Below are 17,114 nucleotides of genomic sequence, written 5' to 3'. Positions count from 1 at the left end.
AGAATGTTTGAATTTAAACTATGCAAATTAGATGGATGGAGGATGAGCCATTGAATACACCTGCGGATATTGTGACACTGGAACAGATCAACAGCATGGGACAACGGGAATTTGTAGAGAGTCTTGGAGGCATATTCGAACATTCGCCCTGGGTTGCGGAAGGCGCCTATAGTGAGCGTCCGTTTGAATCCGTACAGCAGCTGCATGACTCTATGGTGGAAACGGCGCGGAAGGCGGATCGTAGCCAGGTACTTGCGCTGCTTAGAGCCCACCCTGATCTGGCAACAAGACTGCAGGTCACTCCGCTATCGGCGGCAGAGCAGCAGGGGGCCGGTCTGGACCGGCTGACACCGGAGGAATTCAAGCAGCTTACGGAGCTGAATGCCGCCTATACCGAGAAATTCCAGTTCCCGTTCATTCTGGCTGTGCGCGGCAAAAATAAAGATGACATCATCAACGCCATCCGTGAGCGGGTGGACCGCAGCTTGCAGGAAGAATGGGATCAGGCGCTGCAGGAGATCGGCAAGATTACCCGTTTCCGGCTGGAGGATCTGCTGGCGGAGGAATAGGACACAATGCAAGAGGCCTCATCCGACCGCACTCTACAGCACTCTACAACACTTGCTTCTAACAAATCAGCAGGAGGTGTCATTCATGCCCGGAACCAGCGGCTTAATCCTTAGTATGGAGAGAAGAATGGACAAAAAAATGAGCAAAAGGCACAGCGGTCAGTACGCGGGTAATAACGCAGAAATGCTTCTGCCGGAATCGGAAGTCCGCTGCATCAATAGATGCAGCAGGCCTGGAGGGTACCTGTCATGAGCGGGCAGTTAACAACTCATGTGCTGGACCTGTCGCTAGGGAAGCCTGCAGCGGGCATGTCGCTACAGCTATGGAGATTCGGTGAGGTAATGCCCGCGCTGATACGCGAGGCTGTCACGAACAGTGACGGCAGGTTGGACGCTCCCCTGCTGGCAGGGGAAGAACTGCTGGCCGGAAGCTACGAGCTGGTCTTCATGGCCGGCGACTACTTTAGGGGTGCTCAGACGGATGCTGGCGGTGAACCGGCAAGCGGGACCGGCAGCATGTTCCTTGAGCATATCCCGATCCGCTTCAACATTACGGACCCGGCAGAGCATTATCATGTGCCGCTGCTGGTTGCACCGGGAGGATACAGCACATACCGCGGCAGTTAAACGAACCTATACAAATGCGAATACTATTACGAATACCACTAGACCGGAGGTGACCGTTTCATGGAGGAATCCTATGAGCTTATTATCAGGAATGGGGATGTTGTACTCCCTGGAGAAGTCCGTAAGCTGGATATCGGTGTGAAGGACGGCAGAATCGCTGCCCTGGGCGAAGCGCTGCACGGCTCACCTGCCACTACAATTATTGATGCAGCAGGACAATATGTGCTCCCCGGCATGATTGATATGCATGTTCATTTCAATGAGCCGGCGTTCGGCCATTGGGAAGGCTTCCGCAGCGGATCGGCTTCTCTTGCCGCTGGAGGCTGTACCTGTTATGCGGATATGCCGCTGAATGGTAATCCGCCGACTGTAAATATAGAAGCACTCCGCTTGAAGACAGAAGCTGCAGCCGGGAATTCGGCGGTGGATTATGTGCTGTGGGGCGGACTCGTGCCCGGCAATCTGGAGGACCTGGAGGAGCTGGCGGCGGCAGGTGTTACCGGCTTCAAGGCGTTTATTTCTAATCCCGGCGGTGAAGGCGAAGGCCGGTTCCGCGAGGTGGATGACGACACCCTGTATCAGGGGATGGTCCGCATCGCCGCAATCGGCGGCATTCTCGCCCTGCATGCGGAGAGTGAAGAGATGACCTCGGCGCTCGGAGCAGCTGCACTCCGCGAGGGGCGGAGCTCTGCGCGTGATTTCGCCGCTTCCCGCCCGCCCGAAGCGGAGCTTGAGGCTGTTGCCCGGGCACTCCTATATAGTGAACGGACCGGCTGCCGGCTGCATTTCGTGCACATCAGCACCTCCGCAGCCTTGGAGCTGATTCACGAGGCCAAGCAGCGGGGGCTGGATGTGACATCGGAGACTTGCCCTCATTATCTGATTCTGAACGAGGACAGCATGGAGGAGCTGGGGCCGCTGGCGAAATGTGCTCCGCCGCGGGGAGCGGGAACGCCTGTGGCATGCGGTGGCTGCGGGCCTGGTGGATCTGATTGCTTCTGATCATTCCCCATGTCCGGCGGAATTGAAGCTGGCGCCCGGCTTGTCTTTTTTTGAAGCCTGGGGAGGAATATCGGGGGCGCAGAGCAGTCTGGAGCTGATGTTCTACGAGGGTGTCCAGGTGCGCGGCCTGCCGGTCACTCAGATCTCTGCGCTATTGTCGGAGCTGCCTGCCCGGCGTTTCGGACTGGAGCAGCGCAAAGGCTCCATCGCTCCGGGACTTGATGCCGATCTGGTGCTGCTTGACCCGAATGCGAATTATACACTGCTGGCGGAGGATTTATATTACCGCCACAAGCATAGTCCTTATACCGGTATGACCTTATCCTGCAAGGTAACGGCAACCCTCTCCCGCGGCAATGTGGTTTATACAGCCGGAGAAGGCATTGTTGCAGCGGATGGCGGTGAATGGCTGCGGATCTCCAGCCGCCAGCCGGCCCGATGAAGCTGCCGGTCCGGCATGTCCCGGCCGGAGAGATGCTGAAGCTGCTGGATGAACTCGCAGCCTTCAGTGCTCCCGGCCCGGGGGTTACCCGGCTGCTGTACACGCCGGAGTGGTACCGGGTCCAGCATTTTTTGCAGGAGAGAATGTCTGGATTCGGACTTGAGGTCAGAACGGATGAGGTCGGAAATGTATACGGCAAGCTGGCCGGATCAGTGGTAACAGATAAAGTAATCCTAACCGGCTCGCATATCGATACGGTGGTGAGCGGCGGACGTTACGACGGTGCTTACGGAGTAGCTGCTGCGGTAACTGCACTGCATTATCTGCAGATGACCTTTGGCCAGCCGCTGCGGACTCTGGAGGTGGTGTCCTTTTGTGAGGAGGAAGGCAGCCGCTTTCCGTTGACGTTCTGGGGTTCCGGCAATGTTACAGGGCTCTACGACGGGAGTGAGCGCGAGAACTGTGCAGACGGCGAAGGAGTAACGCTCGGGGCGGCGATGGCTGCCTGCGGTCTGGGCGGCAGCATTGAAGCCTCCAGAGCAAGCCATTATAATACTTCAGAGAGTGGCGGCACTGCCTTCGGACACAGTCCGGTCCGCAGTGATATTGCCGCCTACGTTGAACTGCATATTGAACAGGGTATTATTCTGGAACGGTCGTTCCAGGAGATCGGAGTGGTGCAGGCGATCGCCGGTCAGCGGAGATACAAGGTCAAGGTGTGCGGCACAGCCAATCATGCCGGAACAACGCCGATGGGACTGAGGCAGGATGCGCTGGCAGGCAGCGCAGAAATGCTGCTGGCACTGGAGCGTTCCGCTGTGGCAGAAGGGGACCCGCTGGTAGCAACAACGGGCAGGCTGGAAGTATATCCGGGTACGCCGAATGTCATTCCGGGCGAAGTGCAATTTACGCTGGATATCCGGCATAGCGAAGCCTTGAGGCTGGAGCGCTTTTGCTCAGGAATTCTTGATGAATTCGCAGACATTGCCGGCAGGCGAGGTCTGATTCTGGAAGTGCTGCCTCAGTTGGCCACTACTCCTGCACCAATGGATGCCGGGTTGTGCACGCTGCTGGAACAAATCTGCCTGGAGCAGGGGCGGTCGTACCGGAGCATGGTTAGCGGGGCAGGGCATGATGCCCAGCTGTTCGCGCCGCGCTGCCCGTCGGCAATGATATTCGTGCCCAGCCGGGGAGGGGTCAGCCATTCTCCTGATGAATATACTTCACCGGAAGAGCTGGCTGCGGGACTCGAAGTACTGACGGCAATCTTATATAAATTGGCTTATACAGAGAACTGAAGCTCAGGGGTTCTTGAGCTTAAAGAGCTTCCATAAATTCAAGGAATTCAAGAGATTTTAAAGATTCAGGAGATTCAGAGAGACGAGAGGGGGAGAGAGTGATGAAGCGCTACGAAGATTTGTCGCCGTCCTTGCGGTGTATTATGACTCCGGGGCCGGTGGAGGTTGATCCGCGTGTGCTCCGGGCTATGTCATATCCGGTATTGGGACAATTCGATCCCGAGTTCACAGATATTATGAACGAGACGATGGAGATGCTGCGTGAGCTGTTTGCCACAGGCAATAAGTGGGCCTATCCGGTGGACGGCACATCACGCTCCGGGATTGAAGCGGTAATGGTCAGTCTGATTGCTCCGGGAGACCGGGTGCTGATTCCGGTCTTCGGACGGTTTGGACATCTGCTGCATGAGATTGCCGAGCGCTGCGGTGCTGAGGTGTTCACTATTGAGCAGACCTGGGGCAGCGTGTTTTCGCCGGAGGATGTGATCGCGGCCATCCGCAGCTTTAAGCCGGATGTGGTGGCGATTGTCCACGGGGAGACCTCCACTGGACGTGTGCAGCCGCTGGCCGAGATCGGGCGGGCTTGCCGTGAGCAGGATGCCCTGCTGATTGTCGATGCAGTGGCGACCATTGGCGGGGTGCCTGTGGAGACGGATGCCTGGATGCTGGATGCCGTGGTCGGCGGAACGCAGAAATGTCTGTCTGTCCCTTCGGGCATGTCCCCGGTCACCTATAACGAGCGTGCCGAAGCTAAGCTGCTGAAGCGCAAACAGGTGGAGCGGGGGCTTAGAACCGGCGGCGATGACGCAAGCGAGCTGCCGGTTGTCCGCAGCAACTACTTTGACCTCGGCATGCTGCAGGATTACTGGAGTCCCCAGCGGCTGAATCACCACACGGAGATGACCTCCATGCTGTACGCATTGCGTGAGGGGCTGCGGCTGGTGCTGGAAGAAGGGCTGGAGGCCCGTCATGCCCGTCATAAGCATCATGAGCGAGCCCTGGTAGCCGGCCTGACCGCAATGGGGTTGGAGCTGTACGGTGATCCGGAGAGCAAGCTGACGGTAGTCACCTGTGTGCTGATTCCGGAGGGAATAGACGGGGAAGCCGTGCGTTCCATGCTGCTGAACCATTTCGGGATAGAGATTGCCAGCTCGTTCGGTCCGTTAAAAGGCCTGATCTGGCGCATCGGCACCATGGGCTTCAGCTGCCGGGAGAATAATGTGCTGCGTCTGCTTGGTGCACTGGAGGCGGCGCTTGTACGCCACGGATTCGCCGTTTCAGCCGGCCAGGGAGTTCAGGCGGCACTTGACGTATACGAGTCAAAAGTAAGATAATCATAAAAATGCGCTAAGTGGTGAAAGGTAAGCAGCACAAGTTGCGCTCCGGAGCAGCCGGACGGCTTGTGTTTTGGGCTAAGTACTCTATATAAGCATCGTTAAGCTCCGCTTAGATAAGCAGTCAGGTCTATTCTCCTGGCGATAGTTCAAACAACGGCTTGCGACCCGTGAGGGGCGTCAGGGCCGTTTTTGCTAAATAGAATATAAATATAGGAAACCAATAACCGGAAGGGAGTGTGTATTATGACTTATACAAGAAAACCACTCGCGGACTGCGTGCCCGGACTTGTGGCTACAGCCCGCGGCGACCAGCCGGCGACACTGGTGATTACTGGCGGCAAACTGGTCAATGTATGCTCCGGAGAGATTCTGGAGGGTATGTCTGTAGCAGTACAGGGCGGACGTATTGCCTACGTTGGCAAGGATGTCTCGCATACGATCGGTGAGGGGACACAGATCATTGATGCTGCGGGCAAATACATTGCCCCGGGTCTGCTTGACGGGCACTGTCACATCGAGAGTACACAGCTGACGGCGACTGAGTTTGCCCGTGCAGTGCTGCCTATGGGCACAACCGGCGGATTCTTTGATGCCCATGAGATCGCCAATGTATTCGGGCTGAAGGGCATTAAGCTGATGCTGGATGAGATGCGTGAAACTCCGCTGGCGGCTTATATGCAGGTTGCCTCCTGCGTACCTTCAGCAGGGGCGGAATTCGAAACGACCGGCGCATCGATCGGACCGGAGGAAGTAGCCGAGGCTTTTACCTGGGGCGAGGATGTCATTGCGCTGGGCGAAGTGATGAATTTCCCCGGGGTGGTGTACGGCGATGAGAAAATGCTCGGGGAAATTCAGGCGACCCTGCGTGCGGGGCGTTATGTGGACGGTCATTTCACCTGGCCGGCGGATGACTGGAGACTCCCGGTCTATGCCGCCGCAGGTGTAACCGGCGATCATGAGTGTGTGACGGCGGAGGATGTAATCGAACGCGTACGTCTTGGGATGTATGCCAAAATGCGCCGCGGCTCCGCCTGGCATGATGTGGCGAAGACCATCACCGCGCACACCGAGCATGGGCTCGACCCGCGCCGGATGATGCTGGTGACCGACGACCGCAGCTCAGAATCGCTGCGGGATGAAGGTCATATGGATTTTGTGGTGCGGCACGCCATCTCCCAGGGCCTTAAGCCGGTCACGGCTTTTCAAATGGCAACGATCAATACCGCCGAGCGGTTCGGGGTAGCCCGTGATATCGGCTCAATTACTCCGGGCTCCTGCGCGGATATCATTCTGCTGGACGGAAATCTGGCTGATGTTCATGTTGTCATGACGATTGCGGCCGGAGTGGTCGTAGCGGAGAACGGGATCATGACCGCTGAGCTGAGTCCGTACACCTACCCGGAGGAAGTGCTGGCTTCCGTGCATCTGCTGGAGCCTCCGGCTCCGGAGGACTTCGTGATCCACGCGCCAATTGCTGAAGGTACTCTGGCCACACGGGTCATCAAAGTGATCGAGAATCATGTGGAGACCGGGGAATTGATCATCAATCTGCCGGTGGCTGAGTCCAGGTTGCTGGTTCAGGAGGGCTTGTGCAAAATCGCCGTCCTGGAGCGGCATAAGGGAACCGGCAACAAATCGGTTGGCGTGGTTGAGGGGATCGGCTTCCATGAGCCTGCTGCGATTGCCATGACGGTAGCCCATGACAGCCATAATGTGCTGGTCATCGGCAATGATGATAACCTCATGGCTAAAGCTGCGGGTGCAGTAGCTGAAGCTCAGGGCGGTGTTGCGGTTATTACCGCTTCCGGAACAACTCTGTTCCCGCTGGCAATTGCCGGACTGATGTCTGCAGAGCCGTTCGAGATTGCGGCAGCCCAGTCTGCGGCCATCAGCAAAGCGCTGTATGATGCAGGCTGCACATTGAATTATGCTTTTATGACCTTGTCGCTGCTTGCACTGGCGGTCATTCCGACGTTGCGGATCTCGGATAAAGGGCTGGTGCGGATTTCGCCGGAAGAGGGGATTCAACTGGTTCCATTGTTTGTGAGCTAAATCCTGCGATCAGAAGCCGGCAAATGTCTTGCCGGATCATACAGACATCACCGAAAAGGGATGCTGCCCGCTCATTACAGAGCCTGGGTAGGATCCCTTTTTTGCATGTGATTTCTCTTGTCAGAATAGCCTTTACTGATAAAATAATGACATTAATCCGGTGCGGGGCATATAATTAACCATTTCATCACAATTAGAAACATATTTTTTTAAAATTTTAATGAAAAACATTAACAAATTGTGAGAAATAGTCGATAATACTTTTAAATTAGTTAAAATTATTGTCGAATCGTGTATTTGCTGAAAAATACTGAAAGTCCAAATATAAGGAACGGGGTGTATGAGATGATGAGATTAGAAACACAGGACATCGTGAATATCACCAAGAAGCAAATTACCGGTATTTTTAAAATGGAGCCGGTGGAACTGAGATTTGTCAACGACTTTCAGGGTGAGCAGTATCTCTTGACCAATGATAAGCTGCATCTCAGCAACCAGCATTATTGGGCCAAAGTAATGGATTGTGTCTTCGACAGTCATGTCAGACCTGTATTGATGTGCGAGGTGCTCTACTTCCTGCGGAATGAGTTTCTGGAGAGTGATATCAAGCTGATGTTTTCTTATGACTTTGCGGATGGGGCAGATGGGGCAGCGGTCGCTACTGCTGAAATCAGCTTCAATGATTCGCCGGAGCTGCAGCCGGGAGAGATTGCCGAATTAATTGATTTTGCGTTGACTTTGCAGGATAAACAGTGGTTCGAGGAACTGACTGCCAAATATAAACAGCTGACCGCTTAAATATTATGCGGAAGGATAAGCTGCCTGAATACAATTCATATGATGAAGCCGTCCGGGCCGCAGGGGAAGTCAGCCTGCGGACCAGGCGGCTTTTCTGTTGTATAGGAAATGATGATATTCGTCTGTTGGGGGGACTTAAAGGGATAAGTCCCTCTGATTCTACCGAAAGTGGGCGGTAGGGTGAAATTAAAGGGATAAATCCCTCTGCTTCTACCGGATGCTGCCCAAAGGAAGAAATGAGGGGCATTAGTGCTCTTGATTTCACCGAATGCTGCCCAAAGGAGGAAATGAGGGGTAAAAGTGCCCCTGATTACACCGGATGCTGCCAAAAGGAGGAAATGAGGAGCAATAGTGCCCCTGATTACACCGGATGATGTCCAAGAGGTAGTCTGAATGGAGCAATGCGAAGCGGCTTTTAATCTGCATAATCTGCACAGGCCGTATAAACTTGCACAGGCCACATAAGCCCCGGCTTGATTCACCCGTTGGGGTGGTTTTTTTCTTTAAATATAGAAGAAAGTATATGTTTACGCCATACTTTATCCTTATATTTCCCGTTGGAAAGGAAGCCGTCCCTCAAAGGACGGCATAGCCGCTTCCGCTTAGGTACTGAACGTCTCCGGAGTGGACAATTCCGCAGCTTCTGCAGCTGGGAGCCAGCCCAACGCTGTGCCGTTCACCATCCGCGCGAGGAAGTCTATCCATTCCGGATGGTCATTCAAGCAGGGGGCGACAGTTAAATTCTCAGCTGTTCCACCGCCTGAAGCGAACAGCTCCCGGCCTTCTACAGCCAGCTCATGCAGCGTTTCGAGGCAGTCGGTTACAAGCCCCGGGGAGAAAATCATAGGCCTCCGGATTCCGCGTCCGCTGAGCTCTTTGAGCGTATCGGCAGTAGAAGGGCCGACCCATTTCTCGGGTCCAAAGCGGGATTGGAAGGAAATCTGCCAGCTTTCCGGTGCCCAATTCATAGCCTCTGCAAGCAGGCGGCCGGTCTCATGGCATTGCTGCGGATACGGGTCTCCAGTCTCCGCATAACGGCGGGGTATTCCATGGAAGGACAGAATATAGTAATCCGGTTCTTCGTTCAGCTCGCCAAGCTTCCGGAGCAGCAGCGACTTCATCGCCGAGATATAGTCCGGCGCATCATGATAGGCTTCTATGAAGCGCAGAGCCGGCACGAAACGCTTGGAGACCTGCCCTGAGCGGCTATGCCGCCCCAGTGCGGCATAGCTTGCAGCTTCATAGACCGACGCAGTTGTGGTCGAGGAATACTGCGGGAACAGCGGCAGTACAATGATCCGTGTAATACCTGCAGCTTCCAGCTTGCGGAAGGCTTGCGGCATGCTTGGCTCGCTATAGGCAAGCCCTAATTCCACCTGGTAGCGGCTGCCAAGCAGGGACTGCAGCGCAGTCTGCTGAGCCCTGGAGTGGACGAGCAGCGGGGAACCTTCCTTCATCCAGATCTCCTGATACAGCTTCGCAGACCGGCGCGGCCGGGTGCGAAGGATGATGCCGCGCAGCAGAGGCTGCCAGAGCAGCGGATGATAATCAATGATTCTGCGGTCAGACAAAAAGCGCTTAAGATATGGACGAACCGCCTTGGCGCTTGGGGCGTCAGGTGTTCCGATCTGAGCAAGAATAACTCCTACGGGAGGCTGATTCATGAGCAGCAGCGGCTCCTTTCCATGAACATGACATCGTTTAAAAATATCAAATATAGGGACAGAGTTACAATGTGATGTATCACATTATTATCATATGACGGTGTAAATGGGATAATTTGAGAGTTAGAAGAATTGTAGTTTTGAAGTTAATTGCGAAATAGTGATGTTTCTTATAGGGTGTGTGATTTTATATACAGAGAAAAGTGTTTCAATTTTGATACCATCAAGCCAGAAATTACCGATAGAAGCCTGAAATCATCTTATGTGAATTTATTCACCTTTTTATGTGAATTATTTCACCTTTTAAAAGATTGTATAAATGGATGCATCTTTTTTGCACACGGGATGGGTCGCGCAGGAACGGGAAAGGGGGGATGACCTCTTATGAAGAGTCAGGGTACTCTTTGTAAGAAGGAATGGAATGAACGGGAAAAACGGTTTACAAGAGCTACATACTACTGGGGATATATTAAAGGAGAATACGCATTTGAAAAAACTAATTGCTTTGACTGTAAGCGCAGCCTTGCTGCTCGCGCCAATTGCCTACACGATTAATGCACCGGCCTTGAACCTGAAGGTGGATGCGGTTTCGGCAGCTTCGGAAGAAGCTCCGGCAGCTACTGCTAAACCAGCTCCTAAACCGACTGCCAAACCAGCTCCTAAACCGACTGCAAAGCCTGCAGCAACACCTAAGGCTACTGCTAAACCGGCAGCAACACCTAAGGCAACCGCAAAGCCTGCAGCAACACCTAAAGCAACTGCAAAGCCTGCAGCAACACCTAAAGCAACTGCTAAACCGGTAGCAACCGCTGCACCAGCAGCATCCGCCAAAGCATCTGCTAAACCAGCAGCAACAGTTAAGCCAGCTGCTACAGCTAAGCCTGTTGCAACAGCAGCACCGGTTACTGTTAAAGAAGCCGTGTATCAAGACGGAGTCTATGTAGCCTATGGCGATGCTTACTCCAAAGGTACTGAAGGCGCTAAAGTTACAATTAAAGACGGCAAAATTGCCGACATCGAGCTGCTGAGAACCAGCCCGAAAATTATCGACCGCAACGCCCGTGATAACTACAGCGGCGTATGGGTGGCATACGGTCTGATGAAAGACAGACTGATCGGCAAAACCAGAGACGGCGCAGCAGCTGTTGACGCTGTATCCGGCGCAACCCGCTCCAGCAACGGCTGGAAATTGTCGGTTGACAGAGCGTTCGAAAGATCGCTGCAGGATAAACCGGCTGATGCTACTTATTTCGCCGGCGACCACATGGGTGTAGACCCTGAAGCCAAGTATGCTGTATTCGCAAGCTATGATGCGAACAAGCTGACTGCAGTTAAACTGTATCCGCTGACTGCAACTGGAGATTTCGCAGATGAGAAGACTTATACTGCTGAACAAACTGCAGCGATTGCAGCAATTACACCAGTGCTGTTGGCCAATGGTTCAGCTGCTAAGCCTGTAGCCGGCTTCGAAGCTGAATCCAAAGCTGCCATCAACGCATTCTGGGATGCTGAACAAAATGCCAGCATCAACAACACTTCCGCTTATGTGGACGGATTCTACTCTTCCTACGGTACAGCAAGAAGCGTAGGCGTTGAGAGAGCTGATGTTGTAATCCGCAACGGCAAGCTGGTTGATGTGAAATTGTTCAGACTTGGAACTAACCTGATTGACAGAGGCGCAACTGCTTATGCTGAAGTAGTGAAAGCTAATGCTCCTATGACTGCTAAATTGCTTGCTAACGGTTCTTATATCGCTAATTATGATGAGAAGGTAGACGGAATTTCCGGCGCTACTGAGAGCAGCCACGGCTGGAACCAGGCTGTAGAAAGAGCTTTCGAAAAGGCTCTGAAGGTATCTGCAGAAGGTAAATACTTCGACGGCAAATTTGCCGGAGTGGATAACCAGTCTAAAGTTCTTCTGCTGGTAGATGTTGCTGACGATCAAGTAACTGCTATCAAACTGAGCCTGTTCGGTACAGACGGCAAGATTATTGCTGACGACAAGCGTACGGATGCACAGAAATCCCTTGTGGATCAACTGACTGCCGGATTGCTTGCAAACGGCGTGGACACTGCTGATATCGCTGGCCAGGAAGCTGTATCTGCTGCAGCAAAAGCAGCACTGACTGATGCCCTGACCAATGCTTCCAAAGTACAAGGCACTTATAAAGACGGCACGTTCACCGCTTACGGTGACGCTTATGACAAGGGTACAAACAAAGCTGACGTTACCCTGCGTAACGGAAAAATCGTAAATGTTGCTCTTTCCCGTGTAGGAATGAACATGGTAGACCTGGGTAAAGCCGCTTATGCTGAAGTTCAAAAAGCAATTCCTGTGCTGACAGCTAACTTCCTGGCTGCAGGTACAAGAGAAGGCGCAGCACAGGTTGATGCTGTATCCGGCGCTACCAGCAGCAGCAATGCACTTAAAGCTGCCGTTGACAGAGCTTACGGTAAAGCTGAAGTTGTTGAAACCGAGAAGGCTGCATACTTCGATGGGATCTTCATCGGTGCTAGTGCAGACAAATCCGTAAATGTAATGGTTACTACTAAGTTCAATGTTCCAGTAACTATGGTTGTTTACTACCTTGATGATAAAGGTAAAGTAAGATACAACCTGACGGATGACGAATTGCTCGTGAAATACGAAATCGAGAATACTTCTAACGGCAAAGGACTGCACAAGTACGGATACCGTGCTGCAGCATTCGGAACGAATGATGCTCAGAAAGCAATCTCTGCCAAAGCTATTGAAGCTATCAAAGCAGCACTTGAAGCAGCTGGCAAATAATTAAATCTAACTACAAAGGGGCGTCCTTGACCATGCAAATGGTTGGGGGCATCCCTTTTTTATTTTTGCACGAACGGGCTGCAAGGGGGGATGGACATAATTAAGAATGGATATCGTATAGTAATTTAAAGGGATTTCGGATGTGAATGTCTAAACTTTAATATACACCGCAGGTTCAAAGCCTGTAAGTAATAGGAGGCTCCTCATGACATTAATTAAACAGCTATCCCCACAGGATGAATTCACCGGCTTCTATCTGCTTAGGGAACTGGTGCTCAAACAGACAAACGGTACTCCTCCAAAGGATTATTTTGATATTGTACTTGGTGATTCCAGCGGCCAGCTGTCGGCTAAATATTGGGATGTAAGTGTAACGGATAAGGAAACTTTTTTCCCGATGGCCCTGGTGAAGGTCCGCGGGATTGCCCATACTTACCGGGAGAAGCTGCAGGTCAAAATAACCAAAATCAGATTGGCGGATGAGTCCGATGGCGTGTCACTTACCGAGTTCATCCGTTCAGCCCCTGTGCGTCCTGTAGATCTGATCCACACGATTAAGAACGCAATGGCCAGTATAACCGACCAGGAGGTCGCATCGATCGTTTCCTTCTGTGTGGGGAAAGTGGAAGAGAAGCTGATGCACTATCCTGCGGCCAAAACACATCATCACGCTTATTTCGCCGGACTGGCTTATCATATGGTGCGGATGCTGGAGATCGGTGATTTCCTGTGCAAGCAGCGCCCGTTCCTGAATCCTGATCTTATGAGAGCGGGAATTATCCTCCACGATATTGCCAAACCGGAAGAAATGATCTCGCAATTCGGCATTGTGTCGGATTATAGTGTGCAGGGCAAGCTGATCGGACATATTTCGATGGCGTCGAGCTGGATTACGGAAGCGGCTATCCGCACCGGTATTGATCTGGAATCGGAGAAGGTATTGGCGCTGCAGCATCTGGTATTATCGCATCATAATCTGGGGGAATGGGGAAGTCCGGTCCAGCCCCAGACTGCGGAAGCGGTCGCCTTACATCATATTGATGCCATGGATGCCAAGCTGCAAATGGTGGAGGATGCCCTGGATACCACTCCCGAGACGGAGGAATGGACACCGTTCATCAGGGGACTGGAGAATAAGGCGGTTTACCGGATGAAAATCTGAGGCTATGCTGTAACGCATAAGAGAATAACAACACCCCCAAGCCACGATTGCGGCTTGGGGGCCCCCAAGCCACGATTGCGGCTTGGGGGTGTTTGTTTATGCCATAAGGGGCATGAATTCTATGAGTTGCGGGTAGACGGAGGAATCCTGCCGGCTGTTCGTACTATTTCTGCTGTTTCTATTGTTGCGGCTGATTCAGCTGTAGACTCAGCCGCAGCTTCAGGAGATTCCACCTCAAGACCATAATGATTACACAGGGCACGGAGTCCGCCCGGGAATCCCTCTCCAATGGCAACAAATCTCCATTTGTCCTTGTACCGGTAGAACTCGCCTATGACTACTGCCGTCTCAAGGCTCAAGCCCAGGCCAAAGGGAAAAGCGGCCAGCCTGGTTCCCGTCTGGGAATCAATTAGTGAAGCGGAGGCGTTATTGATCTGGCCCGGGTTCTGGCCGGAAGCCTCCCCATAGAGTGTGAAGGTCAAAGCGATCCGCGTAATGGACGCAGGCAGCTTCGCCAATTGAAGATGCAGATGTCCCGCGTTTGGAGCAGGCTTCGAGTAGGATACAGAACCGCTGGGGTCCTCCATGTTTCCATAGAAGACAAAATCCTGATCCTGTTCGCAGCGTCCTGTCTCCCGGAGCAGGAAAGCAGAGGTATCCGGCTCCATGTTGGAAAGCGTTGGATCCCACTCCACAGACATGAGGATCCTCGAAGCACTGAGCTTGCCGCCGATATCCACGCGCTGGCCTCTCACCAGCTCGGGTACAGGTTGAACTTCAGGGGCAGGCGGTGTTGCAGCCGGGAGACTTGCAGAAGAAGTCAGACGCTGAGTGGATACGTGGGGAGCTCCGCGATCCGGTACAGCCGGGCTTACGGGGATTTCCGTCTTTGCAGCAGTTTTCGGGGCCGCCGGTTTCTTGGCGGCTTTCTTGGGGGATGCCTTGAAGGCAGTATATCCGCCCGCATACATCGTGCCTGCCTGGTAGCCCTGGCTGCCGGCTAAGAGGAGGGGATCGAACTGCTGCCACTGCTCCATCAATTTCAATAGAATGAGTGCCGAAGCTCTGGCGTCATCCAGTGCATCATGGTGCTTCAGCCTAATGCCGAAATGCTCGGAGACTACATTCAGTTTATGGGAGGGCAGCTCCTGAAGCATTTTTTTGCCCAGCAGGTAGGTACACATATATTTGAAATCCGGATAGCTGAATAACGAATCATCCAGGCAATAACGCAGAACGCTCATATCGAAGGAAGCATTATGCGCAATCACAATCTCGCCTTGCAGCAGCGGTTCAATCGTGGGCCACAGCTCTGCGAAGGTCGGTTTGCCTTTAACCATTGAGGGCGTAATTCCGTGTATCGCGATATTCATTCCGTCGAACCTCTGCCGCGGGTCAATCAGCCAGTCATATTCTGCGGTGACCACACCATTTCTAACCTGAACAAGCCCCAATGCGCAAGCGCTGGAGCGGCTGGAATTGGCTGTTTCAAAGTCTATTGCTGTAAAATCCATAGGTAAAGCCCCTTATCTATCATGTATAAGGTTCATATTAAAGGAGCGCAGAGAGAATTACAATCCAGCAGAATGTACAAAACGCAGCGGATATGGTATGCCTTATCTATGAACTGCTGGAATATGCTGCTATAACGGGGAGATGAGAGACTTGCAGCTGTTAAAAGGCCAAAAAGTAGATATCACCAAGGGAAAGGGCGTCCGTGATCTAACCATCCGGTTGCGCTGGAATACGGAGCATGCCGGAATCAGTGTGGATGCAGCAGCCTTTTTGTTGTCGGGGCAGAACCGGTGTGAACGGGACGAGGATTTTATATTTTACGGTAATCCGGTATCAAGGGATGGAACAGTAAGTCATACGACAGAGGGGGAGAACGAGGAGAGCCTCTTTATTTCATTATCCGGAATTCCGGAGCAATATGCCCGGATTGCGGTGACATTGACGATCTACGAGGGGGAGCAGCAGAATCTGCGGATGAAGGAGCTGTCTGGACTGCAGCTGTCACTAATGGACCGCAAGAACGGTGAGGAATTATACCGCTTCGATTATGGAACGGATCTGTCCGACGAGACAGCAGTGGTGGCCGGGGAGTTGTACCGTCATCAGGGAGAGTGGAAATTCAGCGCGATCGGCAGCGGTTTTAACGGAGGATTGGCTGCGCTCTGCAAGAGCTATGGACTTGAGGTTGAACCGGAGGGAGGCAACGAAGCGGCAGCGACAGCCGAACTGGTGGAGAAGATGGAGAAGCTCGAGAAGGTATTGGTCGCGGCGGAGGAGGGGGAGGTAGAGAAAGTAGAGAAAGTAGAGAAGGTAGAGAAAGTGGAGACCGTCCTTCCGCAGACTGCACCGGCCGCCGATGTCAACGTCCTGTCATCCATAGATTTGCGCAAGAAAATAGTCGGGTTCACCCTGGTCAAAAAACAGCTGACCGATGTAAAAGCCAGAGTGGGAATTGTGCTGGACATCACCGGCTCCATGAGAAATCTCTATTCCAGCGGTGTCGTGCAGGAGGTGGTGGAACGTATTCTGGCCGTAGCCTGCCAATTGGATGACAACGGCTCGCTGGATGTGTGGGTGTATGATACGGAATTCAGCAGGCTGCCGCCGGTAACGGAATGGGATCTCGGGAGCTATGTCTTCAATCATATTATGAACAACGATTCAATCCATAAGTTCGGACGCAACAATGAGCCGCCGGTGATGGAGGATGTGATTCAGAAATACACCCGCGAGGAGAAGGATACAACTCCGGTTTTCATTATTTTTATTAATGACGGGGGCGTAGTGAAGCCAACCAAAAAAGTAATTATGGCGTCTTCCTCGCTGCCGATCTTCTGGCAGTTTGTGGGTATCGGTGATTCTGACTTCGAGGTACTGAAGCAGCTCGACACGATGGGCGGAAGGCTAGTGGATAACGCAAACTTCATCCATCTGGACCGTATAGAAGAAGTGAACGACGAGCAGCTCTATGATCAGCTGTTGAATGAATTCCCGCAGTGGCTGAAGGCGGCGAAGGCGAAGCGGATTCTCTAGCAGCGAACACCAGTATGACGTACGCCTGTATGGTGTTCACACAGTATAGTGTTTATCTATAGCTGTCTTCACCCGTATGGCGCTCACAGTGGATAGCGTTTATTCATAGCTGTCTTCACCCGTATGGCGCTCACACTGGGTAGCGTTTATTCATAGTTATTCACCCGTATGGTGCTCACCAATATGACCTTCACACTATATAGGCATTATTGTTGTACTTTTTACAACTTTATCTCGCAGATAGGTGGGCGTTTGGGAAGATTGTTGTATGAAATATAGGCGTGTTGATTTCCCAAAAAAAGGGACGAAAAAGGCCGCCATTTC

General features: G+C 52.7%; 13 protein-coding genes and 1 pseudogene. 12 read left to right on the top strand and 2 right to left on the bottom strand.

Translation table 11 applies throughout. From position 1 onward, the window contains the following. Positions 1-50: 50 nt before the first annotated feature. From uraD to QW71_RS18000, 8 genes are all read left to right on the top strand, one after another. Positions 51-569: a 2-oxo-4-hydroxy-4-carboxy-5-ureidoimidazoline decarboxylase gene (uraD, locus tag QW71_RS18030; RefSeq protein ID WP_235441494.1), complete on the top strand. Its 519-nt coding sequence runs from the start codon at positions 51-53 to the stop codon at positions 567-569. A 249-nt stretch (positions 570-818) separates the two neighbouring features. Further along, positions 819-1,196 (top strand): hydroxyisourate hydrolase, encoded by a 378-nt coding sequence (gene uraH, locus QW71_RS18025; RefSeq protein ID WP_039301423.1) that lies wholly within the window; start codon positions 819-821, stop codon positions 1,194-1,196. 60 nt (positions 1,197-1,256) lie between these two features. Next, complete coding sequence (gene allB, locus QW71_RS37170) at positions 1,257-2,198, top strand: allantoinase AllB (RefSeq protein WP_306766052.1); 942 nt, start codon at positions 1,257-1,259, stop codon at positions 2,196-2,198. Next, positions 2,179-2,640 carry an amidohydrolase family protein gene (locus QW71_RS42000; RefSeq protein ID WP_306766051.1) on the top strand — a complete coding sequence of 154 codons (462 nt, stop codon included), beginning with the start codon at positions 2,179-2,181 and terminating at the stop codon, positions 2,638-2,640. Before allB ends, QW71_RS42000 begins: the two co-directional genes overlap by 20 nt. Continuing rightward, a complete protein-coding gene (locus QW71_RS18015) occupies positions 2,604-3,938 on the top strand; it encodes a Zn-dependent hydrolase (RefSeq protein ID WP_235441493.1) in 1,335 nt (444 codons plus the stop codon). Before QW71_RS42000 ends, QW71_RS18015 begins: the two co-directional genes overlap by 37 nt. Before the next feature lie 101 nt (positions 3,939-4,039). Further along, positions 4,040-5,272, top strand: coding sequence for an alanine--glyoxylate aminotransferase family protein (locus QW71_RS18010; protein ID WP_039301420.1), 1,233 nt, complete (start codon positions 4,040-4,042; stop codon positions 5,270-5,272). A 246-nt stretch (positions 5,273-5,518) separates the two neighbouring features. After that, positions 5,519-7,327 carry an adenine deaminase gene (locus QW71_RS18005; protein ID WP_039301418.1) on the top strand — a complete coding sequence of 603 codons (1,809 nt, stop codon included), beginning with the start codon at positions 5,519-5,521 and terminating at the stop codon, positions 7,325-7,327. A 345-nt stretch (positions 7,328-7,672) separates the two neighbouring features. After that, positions 7,673-8,125, top strand: coding sequence for an IDEAL domain-containing protein (locus QW71_RS18000; RefSeq protein ID WP_039301415.1), 453 nt, complete (start codon positions 7,673-7,675; stop codon positions 8,123-8,125). 602 nt (positions 8,126-8,727) lie between these two features. Here the strand turns inward: QW71_RS18000 and hemH are convergent. Next, entirely contained in the window at positions 8,728-9,789 is a 1,062-nt protein-coding gene (gene hemH / locus QW71_RS17995) for a ferrochelatase (protein ID WP_039301413.1), read from the bottom strand. A gap of 487 nt (positions 9,790-10,276) precedes the next feature. On the opposite strand from hemH, the gene QW71_RS17990 reads away from it, so the two are divergent. Both QW71_RS17990 and QW71_RS17985 read left to right on the top strand, forming a co-directional pair. Continuing rightward, positions 10,277-12,580, top strand: a complete 2,304-nt coding sequence (locus tag QW71_RS17990) for an FMN-binding protein (RefSeq protein WP_039301410.1) — start codon at positions 10,277-10,279, stop codon at positions 12,578-12,580. A gap of 205 nt (positions 12,581-12,785) precedes the next feature. After that, the gene (locus QW71_RS17985) at positions 12,786-13,742 is read left to right on the top strand and encodes a 3'-5' exoribonuclease YhaM family protein (protein WP_039301406.1); all 957 of its coding nucleotides are present in this window, start codon (positions 12,786-12,788) and stop codon (positions 13,740-13,742) included. Positions 13,743-13,861: 119 nt separating this feature from the next. On the opposite strand, the gene QW71_RS40535 is transcribed toward QW71_RS17985, so the two are convergent. After that, positions 13,862-15,256, bottom strand: a complete 1,395-nt coding sequence (locus QW71_RS40535) for a TerD family protein (RefSeq protein WP_160311821.1) — start codon at positions 15,254-15,256, stop codon at positions 13,862-13,864. A 142-nt stretch (positions 15,257-15,398) separates the two neighbouring features. Here QW71_RS40535 and QW71_RS41400 point away from each other — a divergent pair. Together QW71_RS41400 and QW71_RS41395 are read left to right on the top strand one after the other, a co-directional pair. Further along, positions 15,399-15,872 (top strand): annotated as a pseudogene (locus QW71_RS41400) (TerD family protein); the annotation flags it as partial. 252 nt (positions 15,873-16,124) lie between these two features. Beyond that, positions 16,125-16,790 carry a VWA domain-containing protein gene (locus tag QW71_RS41395; RefSeq protein WP_039301558.1) on the top strand — a complete coding sequence of 222 codons (666 nt, stop codon included), beginning with the start codon at positions 16,125-16,127 and terminating at the stop codon, positions 16,788-16,790. The last annotated feature ends 324 nt before the right edge of the window (positions 16,791-17,114 follow it).

Origin of the sequence: Paenibacillus sp. IHB B 3415 (genome assembly GCF_000802655.2) — a bacterium.
Taxonomy (GTDB): Bacteria; Bacillota; Bacilli; order Paenibacillales; family Paenibacillaceae; genus Paenibacillus_AQ; species Paenibacillus_AQ phytohabitans.
This window is presented reverse-complemented; position numbering and strand designations above follow the sequence as displayed.